Origin of the sequence: Enterobacter cloacae complex sp. 309I3 (assembly GCF_050031595.1) — a bacterium.
Lineage (GTDB): Bacteria > Pseudomonadota > Gammaproteobacteria > Enterobacterales > Enterobacteriaceae > Enterobacter > Enterobacter cloacae.
In genome coordinates, this window is the sequence record NZ_JBLGWI010000001.1 from 2,335,672 (window position 1) to 2,353,637 (window position 17,966).

Consider the following 17,966-nt stretch of genomic DNA (forward strand, 5'->3'; position numbering starts at 1 on the left):
CAGCGGAGAAAACGAAATTAACCGGCGAAGGAAATCTGTCGGTCTCCATTTCCTCTCCGAGCGTGATTGAAATCCAGGGTTCTGCACAGGACGTGGTGCGTTACGTCCGCCAGGGGAAAGACCTTCTCATTTATATGAAAGATGGCAGCGTTATTCGCTGCAATAACTATTTCGTTGAAGATCCTGAAACCCATAACCAGTCTGAACTGGTATTTAACGATAATCAGGAATTAACACATATCTCTTTTGCCGATGCCGGGGAAGCGTCAGGCGCAGCCGTTACTGAATTAACCGCGCAAGCCACACCGATTAGCAGCATTGAACCTTTCCTGACCCAGGAGAGCATATTGAGTGATGCGCCATGGGGCTGGATTGCGGGGGCGGCGTTAGGCGGCGGTGCTATTGGGGCACTGCTGGCTCACGGTGGTGACGGCGAAACAAAAACAAAAATTATTGATAATACAAAAGAAGTTGAGAGCGCAACGCCAACCTTCATGCTCACCGATCTTGCGGGCGACAAGCAGGGCGTGCTGAGTGCAAATGCGATCACCGACGATAACACGCCAACCTTTAGCGGTACCGGGCAACCGGGCGCGACCATTCAGATCAAAGACAGTAGCGGCAATACGCTTGCCAGCGCGATGGTCAGTAAAGACGGCACCTGGACGGTAAAACTGCCGACCCAGACAGACGGGGAACATACCTGGTCAGTCGTGCAGCTCGACGGCAGTAAAACGACCTCCGCAGGCAGCATCACCGTGACCGTTGATACTGCCGTGGCGAGCGTGACGCTGGCAACCACGGCGGGGGATAACGTCATCAACGCCAGCGAGCAGTCCGCAGGCTTTACGCTTTCTGGTGCCAGCAAGAACCTGGCGCAGGGAACAGAGCTGACCGTTACGCTGAACGGCAAATCCTATACGGCTGAGGTGGGTGCAAACGGCGCATGGAGCGTGAAGGTGCCTGCGGCGGATGCGCAGGCGCTGGGCGACGGCACCTGGACGGTGAACGTCAGCGGCAAGGACGCGGCGGGCAATACCGTGAACGGCAGTCAGACGATTGGCGTGGATACTGCGGCACCGACCATCGCGGTCGATACTGTCGCGCAGGACAATATTATCAATGCCGCTGAACACCATCAGCCGCTGACGCTGAGCGGGAAAACCACGGCGGAAGCCGGTCAGATTGTCACGGTGACAGTGAACGGTAAAAACCATACCGCCACGGTGGGCAGCGACGGTACCTGGTCCGTCACGCTGCCAGCCAGCGAGGTGCAGTCGCTGGCGAATAGTGAACACACCCTGACGGTGAACGTCAGCGATAAAGCCGGGAACGGGTCATCCACCCAGGCGCATTTCACCGTGGATACTGTCGCCCCGGTCGTGACCATCAATACCGTCGCGGGCGACGATATTCTCAACACCAGTGAGCAGGGCCAGGCGCAGATTATTTCCGGCCAGGCGACCGGAGCCGCAGCAGGCGATGTGGTCACCGTAACCGTTGGCGGCCAGAGCTTTACCGGCGTGGTACAGGCGAACGGCAGCTGGAGCGTAGGCGTACCGGCGTCAGTCATTGGCGCGCTGGGGGAAGGTAACCACAGCATTGCGGTTTCGGTGACCGATGCGGCGGGCAATACCGGTAACGCCACCCACGGCATTACCCTGAGCGGTAACCCACCGGAATTCACCTTGAATGCCATCAGCCAGGATAACGTGCTGAACGCGCAGGAGGCGATGCAGCCGCTGAGCCTGAGCGGCACCAGCAACCTGCCAGACGGCAGCGTGGTAAACGTCACGCTGAATAACGTGAGCTATCAGGCCACCGTTAATAACGGCATCTGGTCAGTTCAGGTGCCGGTGTCTGACGTTCTGAACCTGGCGAACACCCTGTACACCGTCAGCGTGAGCGGCACCGATGCCGCCGGTAACAGCGGCTCCGCCGAAGCGACGCTGCTGGTGGATACCGTGCTGCCGCAGGTGATTATCAATACCTTCGCCGGTGACAACCTGGTCAACAATGCTGAAGTGGCGGTGGATCAAACCCTGAGCGGGCGCGTCACCGGTGCGGCGGCGGGCGACACGGTCTCTGTTTCGGTGGGCGGCAAGAGCTACACCGCTACGGTAGGCAGCGATCTGACCTGGAGCGTGACCATTTCGTCAGCCGATCTGAAGGCCTTTGGCGACGGATCGTTAACCTTTACCGCTTCTGTCACCAACGCCCACGGCAACACCGGCAGCGGCGAGCGTGATATCAACATCAACGCCGAGCTTCCTGGCCTGCGGGTGAATACCATTTCTGGCGATGATGTGATCAACGCCATCGAGCAGCAGCAGGATCTGACCGTGACCGGTTCCAGTACCCACCTGGCAGCGGGCACGCACGTCACCGTCACCATCAACGGCGTCGAGTATGCCGCCGTGGTCAACGCCAACGGCAGCTGGCAAATCGGCGTCCCGGCGTCCGATCTGCAGGGCTGGACGGCCGGAGATATCACCGTTCACGTCAGCGCGACAGATGCCTGGGGAAATACCGTTTCAGCTGAGCACCCCATCGAGCTGGATCTGAACGCCGTGGCGGTGACCATCGATACCGTCAGCAGCGATGACATGCTGAATGCGGCTGAAAAAGGCGCCGATCTTGTGCTGTCGGGCCAGACGCAGGGCGTAGAGGCCGGGCAGACCGTGGTGGTGAAATTCGCCGACCAGACCTTTACCGCGCAGGTGCAGCAGGATGGCTCCTGGAGCCTGACCGTGCCGGCCAGCGCCATGGAGACGCTGATTGACGGACGCGCGCAGGTCAGCGTCAGCGTGACGAACGTCAGCGGCAACAGCGCCGACGCGTCGCGCGTGGTGACCGTGGATACCTTACCGCCGTCCATTACGATCGATAACCTGACCGACGACAACATCATTAATGCGGCCGAAGCGCAGCAGGATCTGATCTTAAGCGGCAGCAGCAATGCTGAGGCGGGACAGACGGTTACCGTTACGCTGAACGGCAAGCACTATCAGACCATGGTCCAGAGTGACGGGACCTGGACGGTGAACGTACCGGCTGCGGATCTCGGCGCTCTGACCGACGGCACCGTCACGGTAACGGCAACCGTGAGTGACGTGGCAGGCAACAGCAGCAGCGCAGACCGCGTTGGGCTGGTGGATGCGACCGTCCCGCAGGTAACCATTAACGATTTTGTCACCGACACCAATACCGTTAACCAGCTCGCACATTCACAGGCGCAGATCCTGAGCGGGTCGGTCACCGGTGCGGCAGCGGGTGACCTGGTGACCATCACCCTGAATAACGTGGAGTACACCACCGTGGTGGATGCGGCGGGGAACTGGAGCCTCGGCCTGCCAGCCTCCGTTGTACAGGGTCTGACAGACGGGACCTGGACCGTTAACGTCTCGGTGACCGATCGCTCCGGTAATACCGGCAGTAGCGCAGTAGACGTAGTGGTCAACACAGTGACGCCGGAAATCGCTATCAATACCCTGGCGGCGGATGATGTGATCAATGCGACGGAGAAAGGCGAGGATCTGCTGCTTTCCGGGACCAGCAACCAGCCGGAAGGGACGACGATTGCCGTTAGCCTTAACGGCATCACCTACACCGCGACCACCGACGCCATTGGCAGCTGGAGCGTCACCGTACCTGCCTCTGCGGTCAGCGCGCTGGGCGAGGCACATTACACCGTGACTGCCAGCGTCACCGACAGCGTGGGCAACAGCGCCTCAACCACGCACGATGTTCTGGTGGACAGCTCGCTGCCGATTGTGACCATCAACGCGCTGGCGGGCGATAACATCGTTAACGCGGCGGAAGTGGCCGCGGGGCAGACGTTGACCGGTAAGGTTACGAATGCTGCTTCAGGTGACACTGTCACCATTATGCTCGGCGGCCAGACCTACACCACCACGGTTCAGGACGATCTCACCTGGAGCCTGCCATTAACCCAGAGCCAGTTAACCGCGCTTGGCAACGGCGAACTGACCGTATCGGCCAGCGTCACCAACGTGCACGGCAATACTGGCTCTTCCTCGCTGGACTTCACCATCGACGCCCAGCTGCCGGGCCTGCGTATTGATACGGTCGCAGGCGATGACGTCATCAATATCATCGAGCACGGTCAGAACCTGATTGTGTCGGGCACAAGCACCGATCTGGCGGCAGGCAGCACCGTTACCGTCACCATTAACGGCAAGGATTATTCCGCCTCGGTACTGGCGGACGGCACCTGGCAGGCGGCCGTGCCTGCGGCGGACGTCTCCCAGTGGGCTGACGGTTCACTGACCATCAGCGCCAGCGCGCAGGACACCTCCGGCAACCCGGTCACGATTGGCACCGTCGTTGATGTGGATCTCAGCCCGGTCGCCATCAGCATTAACAGCGTGACCGCTGACAACGTGCTGAACGCGGCGGAAAAAGGCGAAGACCTGGTGCTCAGCGGCACCTCGGCCAACGTTGAGGCGGGACAGACCGTGATCGTTACCCTGGGCGGGAAAACGTATACGGCGACGGTAGACGCCAACGGCGACTGGACCACCACCGTTCCGGCAGCGGATCTGAGCAGCCTGAAGGACGGCGATGCCAGCGTGCAGGTGAGCGTGACCAACGTTAACGGCAACAGCGCGTCGGCGGGGCGCGAGTACAGCGTGGATACCACCGCGCCGACGGTCACCCTCAATACCATCAGCGGTGACAACATCCTGAATGCGGCAGAGGCGGCACAAGATCTGACCCTCAGCGGTACCTCCACCGCCGAAGCGGGCCAGACGGTGACCGTGGCCTTCAATGGCAACACCTATACCGCGCAGGTGCAGGCAGACGGCAGCTGGACGCTCGACGTCCCGGCGGCCGATCTGGCGGGCATCGCCGACGGTAATGCCACGGTCACGGCATCCGTTTCTGATAAAGCCGGCAACCCGGCGAGCACCGATGCGGCCGTGCTGGTGGATACCACCGTGCCGCAGATCGTGTTTGACGTTGTGGCGGATGATGACATCCTGAATATCGCCGAACACGGCCAGGCGCTGATCGTCTCCGGTAAGGTCACGGGTGCCCAGGCGGGAGACGTGATTACCGTCACCCTCAACGGCAAAGACTACACCGCCATGCTGGACGCCTCCGGGAACTGGAGCACCGGCATTCCGGCCACGGACGTCGGCGCGCTGGTAAGCGGCGATCAGACCCTCTCGGCAACCCTCACCGATAAAGCGGGCAACAGCACCACCGCCACGCATGATGTTACGGTCTCCCTGACCGCGCCGGTTATCGCCATCAACACCCTTGCGGGCGATGACGTGATTAACGCGATCGAAAAGGGTGAAGATCTGCTGCTCTCCGGCACTAGCAATCAGCCGGACGGCACCACCATCACCGTAACCCTGAACGGTATCAGTTATACCGCCACCACCGACGCCAGCGGCAACTGGAGCGTGACCGTTCCGGCAGCCAACGTCTCGGCGCTGGGTGAAGCCAGCTACACCGTGACGGCGAGCGTGACCGATACGGCAGGCAACAGCGCGAACGCAAGTCATAACGTGCTGGTGGACAGCGCGCTGCCGGTTGTCACCATTAATGCGGTTGCCACCGACGACATCATTAACGCCGCGGAAGTGGCGTCTGGCCAGACGCTGAGCGGGAAAGTGAGCGGTGCCGCGAGCGGTGACACTGTCACGCTTTCCATTGGCGGCAACAACTATACGACAACCGTTCAGGACGATTTAAGCTGGTCGGTGAATGTGCCGTCTGACGTGTTAACCGCCATCGGCAACGGGGACCTGACCGTGACGGCCAGCGTCACCAACGGCCACGGCAACACCGGTTATGGCGAGCGTGACATCACCATTGATGCCAACCTGCCGGGCCTGCGTGTGGACACCGTGGCGGGCGACGATGTGATTAACAGCATCGAGCACGGGCAGAACCTGATTATCACCGGTACCAGCGAGGGGCTGAGCGCTGGCTCGGCGTTGACGGTCACCGTCAACGGTAAAACCTACGCGGCCACGGTGCTGGCAGACGGCACCTGGACGGCAGCGATCCCTGCCGCAGATGTCAGCGCGCTGAATACGGGCACGGTCACCGTGACCGTTGACGGCCAGAGCAGCGCCGGTAACCCGGTGACTATCAGCCATGACGTGACCGTGGATCTGGCGACAGTGGCTATCAGCATTGACGCCATCGCCACCGATGACGTGATCAATGCGGCAGAAAAAGGGGCGGATCTGGTGCTCTCCGGCTCCACCACTAACGTGGAAGAAAACCAGACGGTTTACATCACCTTCGGCGGTAAGTCTTACACCGCTACCGTAGATGCCAGCGGCAACTGGACCGCCACCGTTCCATCGGCTGATTTGGGTAGCCTGAAAGATGGCGACGCCAGCGTGCAGGTGAGCGTCACCAACGTCAATGGCAACAGCGCGTCGGCAGGCCGCGAATACAGCGTGGACGCTACCGCGCCGGCGGTTTCTATTGAGATTGTCAGCGATAACAACATCATCAACGCGCTTGAAGCGCAGCAGGATCTGGACATCAACGGCGTGACCAACGCTGAAGCGGGCCAGACCGTCACCGTGACCCTGAACGGCGTGGATTACACCACCACCGTACAGGCCAACGGCAGTTGGAGCGTCACCGTGCCGTCTGCGGACCTGAGCAGCATGGTGGACGGCAACTACACCATCAGTGCCGCCGTCTCCGATAAAGCGGGCAACCCGGCCTCTGCGGATCGCGACGTGCTGGTGGATATCACGGTTCCGCAGTTGACCATTAACACCGTGTCCGACGACGACGTGATCAACAGCGCCGAGCATGCGCAGGCCCTGATGGTGACCGGTTCCGTGACCGGCGCCGAAGCGGGCGATGTGGTTACCGTCACCATTAACAACAAATCGTATACCGCCACCGTGGATGCCTCAGGCAACTGGAGCGTGGGGGTACCTGCGGCGGACGTCAGTGCGCTGACCGCGGGCGATTACACCATCACCGCCGCGTTGACTGATAAAGCCGGTAACAGCAATAGCGCGACCCATGACGTGGAGGTGAACCTGACCGCCCCGGTGCTGACCATCGATACCGTGTCCGGTGATGATGTGATCAACAGCACCGAGAAAACGCAGGATCTGACCATTACCGGTACGGCCACCGGCCTGACGGCAGGTGCGGTTGTTACCGTGATGCTCAACGGCAAAGCGTATAGCGCGACGGTGGATGATAACGGTCTCTGGAGCACCACCGTTCCGGCGAGCGAGGTGGGGCAACTGGGTGAAGCGCTTTACAGCGTCACCGCGTCAGCCACGGACAGCGTCGGCAACAGTGCCAGTACCTCGCACACCGTGAACGTGGAATCCGTTCTGCCGGGCGTGATCATCAATACCGTCGCGGGTGACGACGTCATTAACGCGGCAGAGCTGGCAACCGGGCAGACCATCAGCGGTACCGTGGTGAATGCCGAAGCGGGCAATACCGTGACCGTGACGTTAGGTGGCAACACGTACACGGCCACGGTGCAGAGCGATCTCACCTGGTCTGTCAACGTACCGCAATCCGATCTGACGGCGCTGGGCAACGGCGAACTGACGGTGAGCGCCAGCGTAACCAACAATGTGGGCAACAGCGGCTCCGCTGAGCGCGATATTGCTATCGACGCCAATCTGCCGGGCCTGCGTGTGGACACCGTGGCGGGCGATGATGTGATCAACACCATCGAGCACGGACAGAACCTGATTATCACCGGCTCCAGCGACGGTCTGACGCCGGGTACGGGATTAACCGTCACCGTGAACGGCAAAACCTACCCGGCGACGGTGCTGGCCGACGGCTCCTGGAGCGCAGCGGTTCCGGCGGCGGACGTCGGGGCGCTGGCTGCAGGCACGGTCACCGTGACCGTTGAAGGTCAGAGCAGCGCGGGTAACCCGGTCTCCATCAGCCACGATGTCACGGTGGATCTGGCAAGCGTCGCCATCAGCATTGACGCCATTGCCACCGACGACGTGATTAATGCGGCCGAGAAGGGCGCGGATCTGGTGCTCTCCGGCAACACCTCGAACGTGGAAGCGAACCAGACCGTCACGATTACATTCGGCGGCAAGAGCTACACTGCCACCGTGGGGACAGACGGTAAATGGACCGCCACCGTGCCAGCGGCGGATCTTGCCGGTCTGAAAGACGGCGACGCCAGCGTGCAGGTGAGCGTTACCAACGTCAACGGCAACAGCGCGTCCGCAGGGCGCGAGTACAGCGTGGATGCTACCGCGCCGTCCGTGACCATCAACACCCTTGCAACTGACGACATACTCAACGCCGCAGAAGCACAGGCCGACCTGACCGTCTCCGGCACCAGCACCGCAGAAGCGGGCCAGACGGTGACCGTGAGCCTGAACGGCAAGGACTACACCGCAACGGTCGGTTCAGACGGTAACTGGACGCTGAACGTCCCGGCGGCGGATTTGGCAGGTTTAGCCGACGGCAGCGTGACCGTCACCGCATCGGTCAGCGACAAGGCGGGTAACCCGGCGTCGGTTGATCATAATCTGACGGTGGACATGACCGTGCCTCAGGTGACCATCAGCACCATCGCGGGCGATGACGTCATTAACATCGCAGAACACGCTCAGGCGCAAATCATCAGCGGCATTGCCACCGGCGCGGCGGCGGGCGATAAGGTCACCGTAACGATTGGCGGCCAGAGCTACACCACCGTGCTGGACGCGGCGGGCAACTGGAGCGTGGGCGTACCGGCCAGCGTCATTTCCGGCCTCAGCGACGGCAGCGTGACCGTCACTGCGTCCGTCACTGACGCGGCGGGCAATACCGGCACCGGCACCCATAGTGTGACCGTCGATACCGGTCTGCCTTCGGTTAATTTCAACGCCATCAGCGATGACAACGTCCTGAATGCGGTGGAGAAAGGCCAGGATCTGAACGTCAGCGGCACCAGCGCCAACCTGGCAGAAGGCACCGTGGTGACCGTTTCCCTGAACGGTAAAAACTACACGGCCACCACGGCGGCAGACGGTACCTGGAACCTGACGGTTCCGGCCGCCGATCTGGCCGGTCTGGGTCAGGCGAATTACACCCTGAATGCGACCGCCACCAACGGCGTGGGCAACAGCGTGAGCAATACGGCGAACCTGCTGGTCGACACCGCGCTGCCAACCGTCACCATTAACACCGTGGCGGGCGACAACGTGATTAACGCGGCGGAAGTGGCGGCGGGCCAGACCATCAGCGGCACCGTGGCGAATGCCGAAGCGGGCAACACCTTAACCGTGACGATTGGTGGCAACAGCTACACCGCGACGGTGCAGAGCGATCTGAGCTGGTCCGTAAGCGTGCCGTCCGACGTTCTGACCGCGCTCGGCAACGGCAGTCTGAGCGTGAGCGCGACCGTCACCAACGGCCACGGCAACACCGGTACGGGCGAACGTGACATCACCATCGACGCCAACCTGCCGGGCCTGCGTGTGGACACCGTGGCGGGCGATGATGTGATCAACACCATTGAGCACAACCAGAACCTGATTATCACCGGCTCCAGCGACGGGCTGACCCCAGGCACCGCACTGACCGTGACCGTCAACGGGAAAGACTATTCCGCAACGGTGCTGGCGGACGGCACCTGGAGCGCGGCGGTCCCGGCGGCGGACGTGAGCACGTGGCCGGAAGGCACCGTGAAGATCAGCGTCACCGGCGACAGCACGGCGGGTAACCCAATTACCATCAGCCATGATGTCACCGTGGATCTGGCAACGGTGGCCATCAGCATCAATGCCATTGCCTCCGACGACGTGATTAACGCGGCGGAGAAGGGCCTGGATCTGGTGCTCTCTGGCGCCACCACCAACGTGGAAGCCGGGCAGACCGTCACCCTGAGCATGGGCGGTAAAATCTATACTGCGCAGGTCGATGCCGATGGCAACTGGACCGCCACCGTGCCAGCGGCGGATCTTGCCGGTCTGAAAGACGGCGACGCCAGCGTGCAGGTGAGCGTTACCAACGTCAATGGCAACAGCGCGTCCGCAGGACGCGAGTACAGCGTGGACGCCACCGTGCCATCCGTGACCATCAACACCCTCGCGACGGACGACATCCTCAACGCCGCAGAAGCACAGTCTGACCTGACCGTCTCCGGCACCAGCACCGCGGAAGCGGGCCAGACGGTGACCGTGAGCCTGAACGGCAAGGACTACACCGCAACGGTCGGTTCAGACGGTAACTGGACGCTGAACGTCCCGGCAGCGGATCTGGCGGCGCTCAGCGACGGCAGCGTGACCGTCACCGCATCGGTCAGCGACAAGGCGGGTAACCCGGCATCGGTTGATCACAATCTGACGGTGGACATGACCGTGCCTGAGGTGACCATCAGCACCATCGCGGGCGATGACGTCATTAACATCGCAGAACACGGCCAGGCACAAATCATCAGCGGCATTGCCACCGGCGCGGCGGCGGGCGATAAGGTCACCGTAACGATTGGCGGCCAGAGCTACACCACCGTGCTGGACGCGGCGGGCAACTGGAGCGTGGGGGTCCCGGCAAGCGTCATTTCCGGCCTCAGCGACGGCAGCGTGACCGTGACTGCGTCAGTCACTGACGCGGCGGGCAATACCGGCACCGGCACCCATAGTGTGACCGTCGATACCGGTCTGCCTTCGGTTAATTTCAACACTATCAGCGATGACAACGTCCTGAACGCGGTGGAGAAAGGCCAGGATCTGAACGTCAGCGGCACCAGCGCCAACCTGGCAGAAGGCACCGTGGTGACCGTGACCCTGAACGGTAAAAACTACACGGCCACCACGGCGGCAGACGGTACCTGGAGCCTGACGGTTCCGGCCGCCGATCTGGCGGGTCTGGGTCAGGCGAACTACACCCTGAACGCGACCGCCACCAACGGCGTGGGCAACAGCGTGAGCAACAGTGCGAACCTGCTGGTCGACACCGCACTGCCGACCGTCACCATCAACACCGTGGCGGGCGACAACGTGATTAACGCGGCGGAAGTGGCGGCAGGCCAGACCATCAGCGGTACCGTGGCGAATGCCGAAGCGGGCAACACCGTAACCGTGATTATTGGCGGCAACAGCTACACCGCGACGGTGCAGAGCGATCTGAGCTGGTCCGTGAGCGTGCCGGAGTCGGTCCTGACCGCGCTGGGCAACGGCGATTTAACGGTATCAGCGACCGTCACCAACGGCCACGGCAACACCGGTACGGGCGAACGCGATATCACCATCGACGCCAACCTGCCGGGTCTGCGTGTGGACACCGTGGCGGGCGACGATGTGATCAATAGCATCGAACATGGTCAGAACCTGATTGTCACCGGCTCCAGCGACGGGCTGGCGGCGGGCACAACGCTCACCGTGACCCTGAATGGCAAAACGTATGCGGCTTCCGTGCTGGCAGATGGTACGTGGAGCGCGGCGATCCCGGCCGCAGACGTCGGGGCGCTGGCTGCTGGTACGGTCACCGTCACCGTTGCAGGCCAGAGCGCAGCAGGCAACCCGGTGACCATCAGCCATGACGTCACGGTCGATCTGACCGCGGTCGCCATCAGCATTGACACCATCGCCGCTGACGACGTGATTAACGCGGCGGAGAAAGGTGCGGATCTGGTGCTCTCCGGTAGCACCAGCAACGTGGAAGAAAACCAGACCGTTACCGTCACCTTTGGCGGCAAGTCTTATACCGCCACCGTCGATGCAGACGGCAACTGGACCGCCACCGTACCGTCCGCGGATCTCGCGGGCCTGAAAGACGGCGATGCCAGCGTGCAGGTGAGCGTCACCAACGCGCACGGCAACAGTGCGTCCGCAGGGCGTGAGTACAGCGTGGATGCCACCGCGCCAGGCGTCACCATTGATACGGTTGCAGGCGATAACGTTATTAACGGCAGCGAAGCATCCGCTGGTGTGACTGTCTCCGGCACGACCACGGCAGAAGCCGGGCAGACGGTTACCGTGACGCTGGGCGGCAACAGCTATACCGCCCAGGTACAACCGGATGGCACCTGGAGCGTCAACGTACCTTCCGCCGATCTGTCCGCACTGGCTGATAATGGCTATACGGTGCAGGTGAGCGTCACCGATACGGCGGGTAACCCGGGCAGCGCGAACAAAGCGATTACGCTGGATACCACACCGCCGACCGTCAGCTTTAACGTGGTGGCGGGCGATGATGTCATCAACAGCGTGGAACATGCGCAGGCGCAGATCGTCAGCGGCACGTCCACCGGCGCGAACGTGGGCGATAAGGTCGTCATCACCTTGGGTTCAAACCAGTACACCACCACCGTTGATGCCAGCGGTAACTGGAGCGTGGGCGTACCGGCGAGCGTGATTTCTGCGCTCAATGACGGCACTGTGACCCTCAGCGCAACCATCACCGACAGCGCGGGCAACAGCAGCACCCAGACCCACGACGTGGTGGTCAATACTGCCTCCGTGGCGCTGACGGTTAATACCCTCAGCGGCGATGACGTGATCAACGCAGCAGAAGCCGCTACGTCTCTGGTGATTAACGGCTCCAGTGCCCAGTTTGCCAGCGGCACGGTGGTGACCGTAACCCTGAACGGCAAGAGCTATACGGCCACCATTCAGAGCGACGGCAGCTGGAGCACCACCGTACCGGCGGCCGATGTGGGTGCGCTGGCCGATGGCGCGAACTATCAGGTAGCGGTTTCGGCGCAGGACAGCGCGGGCAACAGCGCTTCGGCAACGCACAGCATCAGCGTGGACACCACTGCGCCAGTGGTGAGCATTGCAACGCTGTCGGGTGATGACGTGCTGAACGCAGCGGAAGCGCAGCAGCCGCTGACCGTGCACGGCTCCTCCAGTGCAGAGGCGGGCCAGACCGTCACCGTGACCCTGGGCGGCAAAACCTACACTGCCACCGTGGCGAATGACGGCACCTGGACGCTGGATGTTCCGGCCACTGACCTGGCTGCACTCAGCCAGGGCGCGCTGACGGTGACCGCGTCGGTCAATGACAACGCCGGTAATCACGGCCAGACCACGCACACCTTAACGGTGGACACCGTTGCGCCGACCGTCACCATCAGCACCGTGGCCGATGACGATATCGTCAACAACGCCGAGCAGCTGGCCGGCCAGACCATCCGCGGCACCACTACGGCGGAACAGGGCCAGACAGTGACCGTCTCCTTTAACGGCCACAGCTATCAGGCAACCGTCGCGGCAGACGGTACGTGGTCGGTCTTCGTACCGGGCCGAGATTTCCTTGGCCTGAGCGACGGGGATTACACCATTACCGCCTCGGTGAGCGATAAGGCGGGCAACCCGGGCAGCGCCACGCACGACGTGACGCTGAACGGCGATGTACCGACGATCGTTATTAACACTTTTGCCCAGGACGACATCGTCAGCGCCGCCGAACACGGTACGCCGCTGGTGATCAGCGGTACTACCGACGCGCCAGCGGGCCAGACGGTGACGGTGACCCTGAACGGCAAGTCCTATACGACGACCGTGCAGAATGACGGCAGCTGGAGCTATACGCTCGGCAGCGCAGATGTTTCCGCGCTGGCAGACGGCGGCGCGTATGTCATTAACGCGCAGGTGAGCAACACCATCGGCAACAGCGCCAGCGACAACCACACCGTTACCGTGGATCTGACTGCGCCGTCGATGGGGATCAGCATTGATTCCCTGCAAAACGACACCGGTCTGAGCGCGAGTGATTTCATCACCAACGACAGCCAGATTATCCTCAACGGTTCCCTGACCGCGCAGCTCGGCAACAACGAGAAGGCGCAGATCAGCCTGGACGGCGGGGCCACGTGGAGTGATCTGAGCGTCACTGGCACGACCTGGCGCTACACCGATAGCCGCACTCTGACGGACGATACGTACCAGTACCAGGTGCGGGTGATCGATAACGCGGGCAACGTGGGGGCAACGGACAGCCAGGACGTGGTGATTGATCTGACCGCGCCTGTGGCAACGAGCATTACGGTTGACTCCATCTCCCAGGATACCGGTCTGTCCGACAGCGACTTTATTACCAGCGATACGCAGATCAGCCTGAAAGGGACGCTGGGCGCGGCGCTGGGCAGCGGTGACCACGTCCAGATCAGCCTCGACGGCGGACGGAACTGGACCGATGTTAGCGTCAGCGGTTTGAGCTGGACCTATGTGGATGGCCGTACGCTGGCCGACGGGGATTACAACTACCAGCTGCGCGTCATTGATGATGCGGGGAATATCAGCGCTACCGTAAGCCAGGTAGTGACCATCGATACCGTTGTGCCGGACGCCAGCAAAACGATCGCCATCGACAGCATCAGTGATGACACCGGCCTGAGCAACAGCGACTTTATCACCAGCGATACCTCGCTGACGCTGCACGGCTCGCTCGGCGCGACGCTGGCCGACGGGGAATATGCCCAGATCAGTATCGACGGCGGCGTGACCTGGCAGAACGTGATTGTCACCGGCAACAGCTGGTACTACGTGGATGGCCGCACGCTGGCTAACCAGACCTACGACTACTACGTTCGCGTGGTGGATGCCGCAGGTAACGTGGGTGCCAGCGCCCATCAGCAGGTCACCGTTGACACGGTGGCCCCGGATGCGGCGATCACGGTGAGCGTGGATAACATCACCGTGGATACCGGCTTCGACAATAACGACTTCCTGACCAGCTCGACATCCTACACCCTGCACGGCACGCTCGGTGCTGAACTGGGAGCGGGTGAGTACGTTCAGGTGAGTATGGACGGCGGCACTACCTGGGTCTACGCCACCGTGAGCGGCACGCAGTGGAGCTATAACGACACGCGCACGCTGACCGACGATAGCTACAGTTACCAGGTACGTGTTGTCGACCAGGCGGGGAACGTCGGGGCTACCACGTCGCAGGTGGTAACGGTGGATACGCAGGCGCCGCAGTACGGCGTCACTATCGACAGCATCAGCGACGATACCGGACAGTCCGGCAGTGATTTCATCACCATGGACACCACGCTGACCATTAACGGTTCGCTCGGTAGCGCGCTGGCAGGCGACGAGCGCGTGCAGATCAGCCTCGACGGCGGAAATACGTGGGTTGACACCACGGTCACCAACCAGCGCTGGAGCTACACCGATACCCGCGATCTGGATGACGGGGATTACACCTACCAGGTGCGGATTATCGACCAGGCGGGTAACGTTGGCTCCACCGCGTCGCAGGTGGTGACGGTCGATACTACGCCGCCAACCACCGTGGGTACCGTGGTGAGCTACACCGACGGTGAAGGCGAGCGTCAGGGCACTTACGGTACGTCGGTGGCGACGGATGATACCTCACCGCTGATCAACGGCACGCTGAACCGCGCCCCGGACGACGGCGAAATTGTGCAGCTCTATCGCGACGGCATTCTGCTTGGTCAGGTAACCATGAACGGCAGCGCCAGCTGGTCCTTCCAGGACAACGGCCTGAGCGATGGCAACCACACCTACATTGTGCGCGTCACCGACAAAGCCGGTAACTACACGGAATCGGACGGGTTTGTGCTGAACGTCGATACCAGCGTGCCGACCACCACGGCGGCAATTACCGCCCAGACCACCTCCGATACCACGCCGATTGTCAGCGGTACGGTATCCGCAGACCTGGTGAACGGTGAATATCTGGTGGTGACGGTGAACGGGAAAACCTACACCTCCCAGACCGGCGGTGCGGTCGTGGTCGACCCGGATCACAACACCTGGTATCTGCAGATCCCCGACAGCGATGCGCTGGGCGTGGCGAGCTATAACGTCACCGCTCAGGTGAAGAGCAGTGCGGGCAACGGTAATACCACCGGTATTGCCAACGGCAGCCTAGTGATTGATACCACCACCGTGAATACCGACTGGGCGACCACGGCGGGGAACAGCAATAACTCGACCATGACCGTCGGCACGAACAGCAGCGGCCTGTGGAATATCATTGCTAACGGCCAGTCTTACTCCAGCAGCGATAGCTCCACTTATGCGGGTAATGCGCTGACCAACACGCGTTCCTACTACGTGGTCAGCCAGACGGCCGCAGACTTTGACCGAAACGGCACACAGGATGTGTTCGGTACTGAAACCGGCTACGCAGGCTCCACGCAGGTCATGTGGACCTACGATGGCAGCACCTATAACGCCAGCCAGCTGGCGATGGGGACCACCATCTGGTACGGCGGCGTGGTGGCGTACGACAAAAACGGGGATGGTTATCTGGATCTGGCATACGGCGATGCGGGTGCGGACTCCATAACCTATCTGATTAACAACAATGGCGTGCTGACACCAGACGGTACCAACGGCGGGGCAGGCTTCTGGGGACAATTCACCACCATGCGTGAAATCTCCGGCGTCGACCTGAACAACGACGGCACCGTAGACATTGTGCAGCACACCAACCGCAGCGGCGCGTACTCGTTAACCGTGATGAACAACAACGGCAACGGCACGCTCTCCATTGGCCAGAACCTGACCAACGTGTTTGTCGCGAACGCCTCGAATACCACCACGGCAGCCTCCATGACGTGGGCGGACTTCAACGGCGATGGCTACATGGATCTGTACCTGGGCAGCAGCTACAACAACACCGGCGGGGTGATCTACTACAACAACGGTGCAGGGCAGCTGTCCACGACCAAGAGCGCGGTAGAAGCTTCTAACGCCACGGCGGGGTATCTGTCGGTGGCGGTGGACTGGAACGGTGACGGGCAGATGGACATCATCAAGCTCAGCACCTACGGCGCGTCACAAACCGCGACCCTGTTCACCAACAACGGTTACGGTTCCACCTGGACCTCGAGCCAGCTGGCGTCTGGGCTTGCCAACGTCACCGGCGTGGCTGCGGTGGATTACAACTGGGACGGCGCACAGGATCTGCTGGTGTCGCAGCAAAACGGCAAGGTGGTGCTGGTGCAAAACAGCAAAACCATTGCCGACGGCACCGCGATGCACCTGCACATTGTCGACAGTGAGGGTATCAACGCTTACTACGGCAACACGGTCAATCTGTATAACGCCGCGGGTGTGCTGGTGGCCTCGCAGATCATCAACGCCCAGTCCGGTATCGGCTCGAACGATACCTCTGCGCTGGTGAGTTTCTACGGGCTGGATCCGAATGAGACCTACTCGGCCGAGATCGTCAAGATCACTAATGGCGTGTCGGATAACGTCACCTGGAGCGGCCTGGAGGCGGGCAACGGTAAGGAGGGCTACGTGCTCACTGCCGAAGCGGCCACCGGCGGCCACAGCGGAACGATTACCGGCACCGGGTATAACGACACCTTTATCGCAGAGGATGGCACCTATACCTATAACGGTTCCGGCGGCTGGAATACCCATTCCGACTATGACACCTGGAGCAACACCGGTGGGATGGACGTGGTGGATTACCGTAACGCGACGTCCGGCATTACCGTTGATTTACGCCTCTCCACGGCGCAGGACACCGGGTTTGGCACCACGCGGTTGTTGAACATTGAAGGGATCAACGGCTCGGACTTCGACGATGTCATTACCGGCAACAGCGGTGATAACCAGTTCGAAGGCCGGGGCGGAAACGACACCTTCAATATCGGCAGCGGCGGCCACGACACGTTGCTCTATAAGCTCATCAACGCGTCGGATGCCACGGGTGGTAACGGTCACGATGTGGTGAACGGCTTTACCGTCGGCACCTGGGAAGGCACGGCGGATACGGACCGTATCGACCTGCGCGATCTGCTCTCCGACAGCGGTTATACCGGCACGGGTTCGGCGAGCTATGTGAACGGGGTGGCAACGCTGGACAGCAGCGCGGGGAACATCACCGATTACATCCGCGTGGTGCAAAACGGCAGCAATACCGAAATCCAGGTTGACCTCGACGGTACGGGCGGTCAGTTCTCGCCTACCACGCTGGTGACCCTGAACGGCGTCCAGACGGATCTGGCGACGCTGCTGGCCAATCATCAACTGTTAATTGCGTAA

Annotated in this window: 1 protein-coding gene; it reads left to right on the forward strand. The window is 61.5% G+C overall.

Features of this window, described 5'->3' with window-relative positions:
* The first annotated feature begins 35 nt into the window (after positions 1-35).
* Positions 36-17,966 carry an Ig-like domain-containing protein gene (locus ACQG22_RS11125; RefSeq protein WP_426711602.1) on the forward strand — a complete coding sequence of 5,977 codons (17,931 nt, stop codon included), beginning with the start codon at positions 36-38 and terminating at the stop codon, positions 17,964-17,966.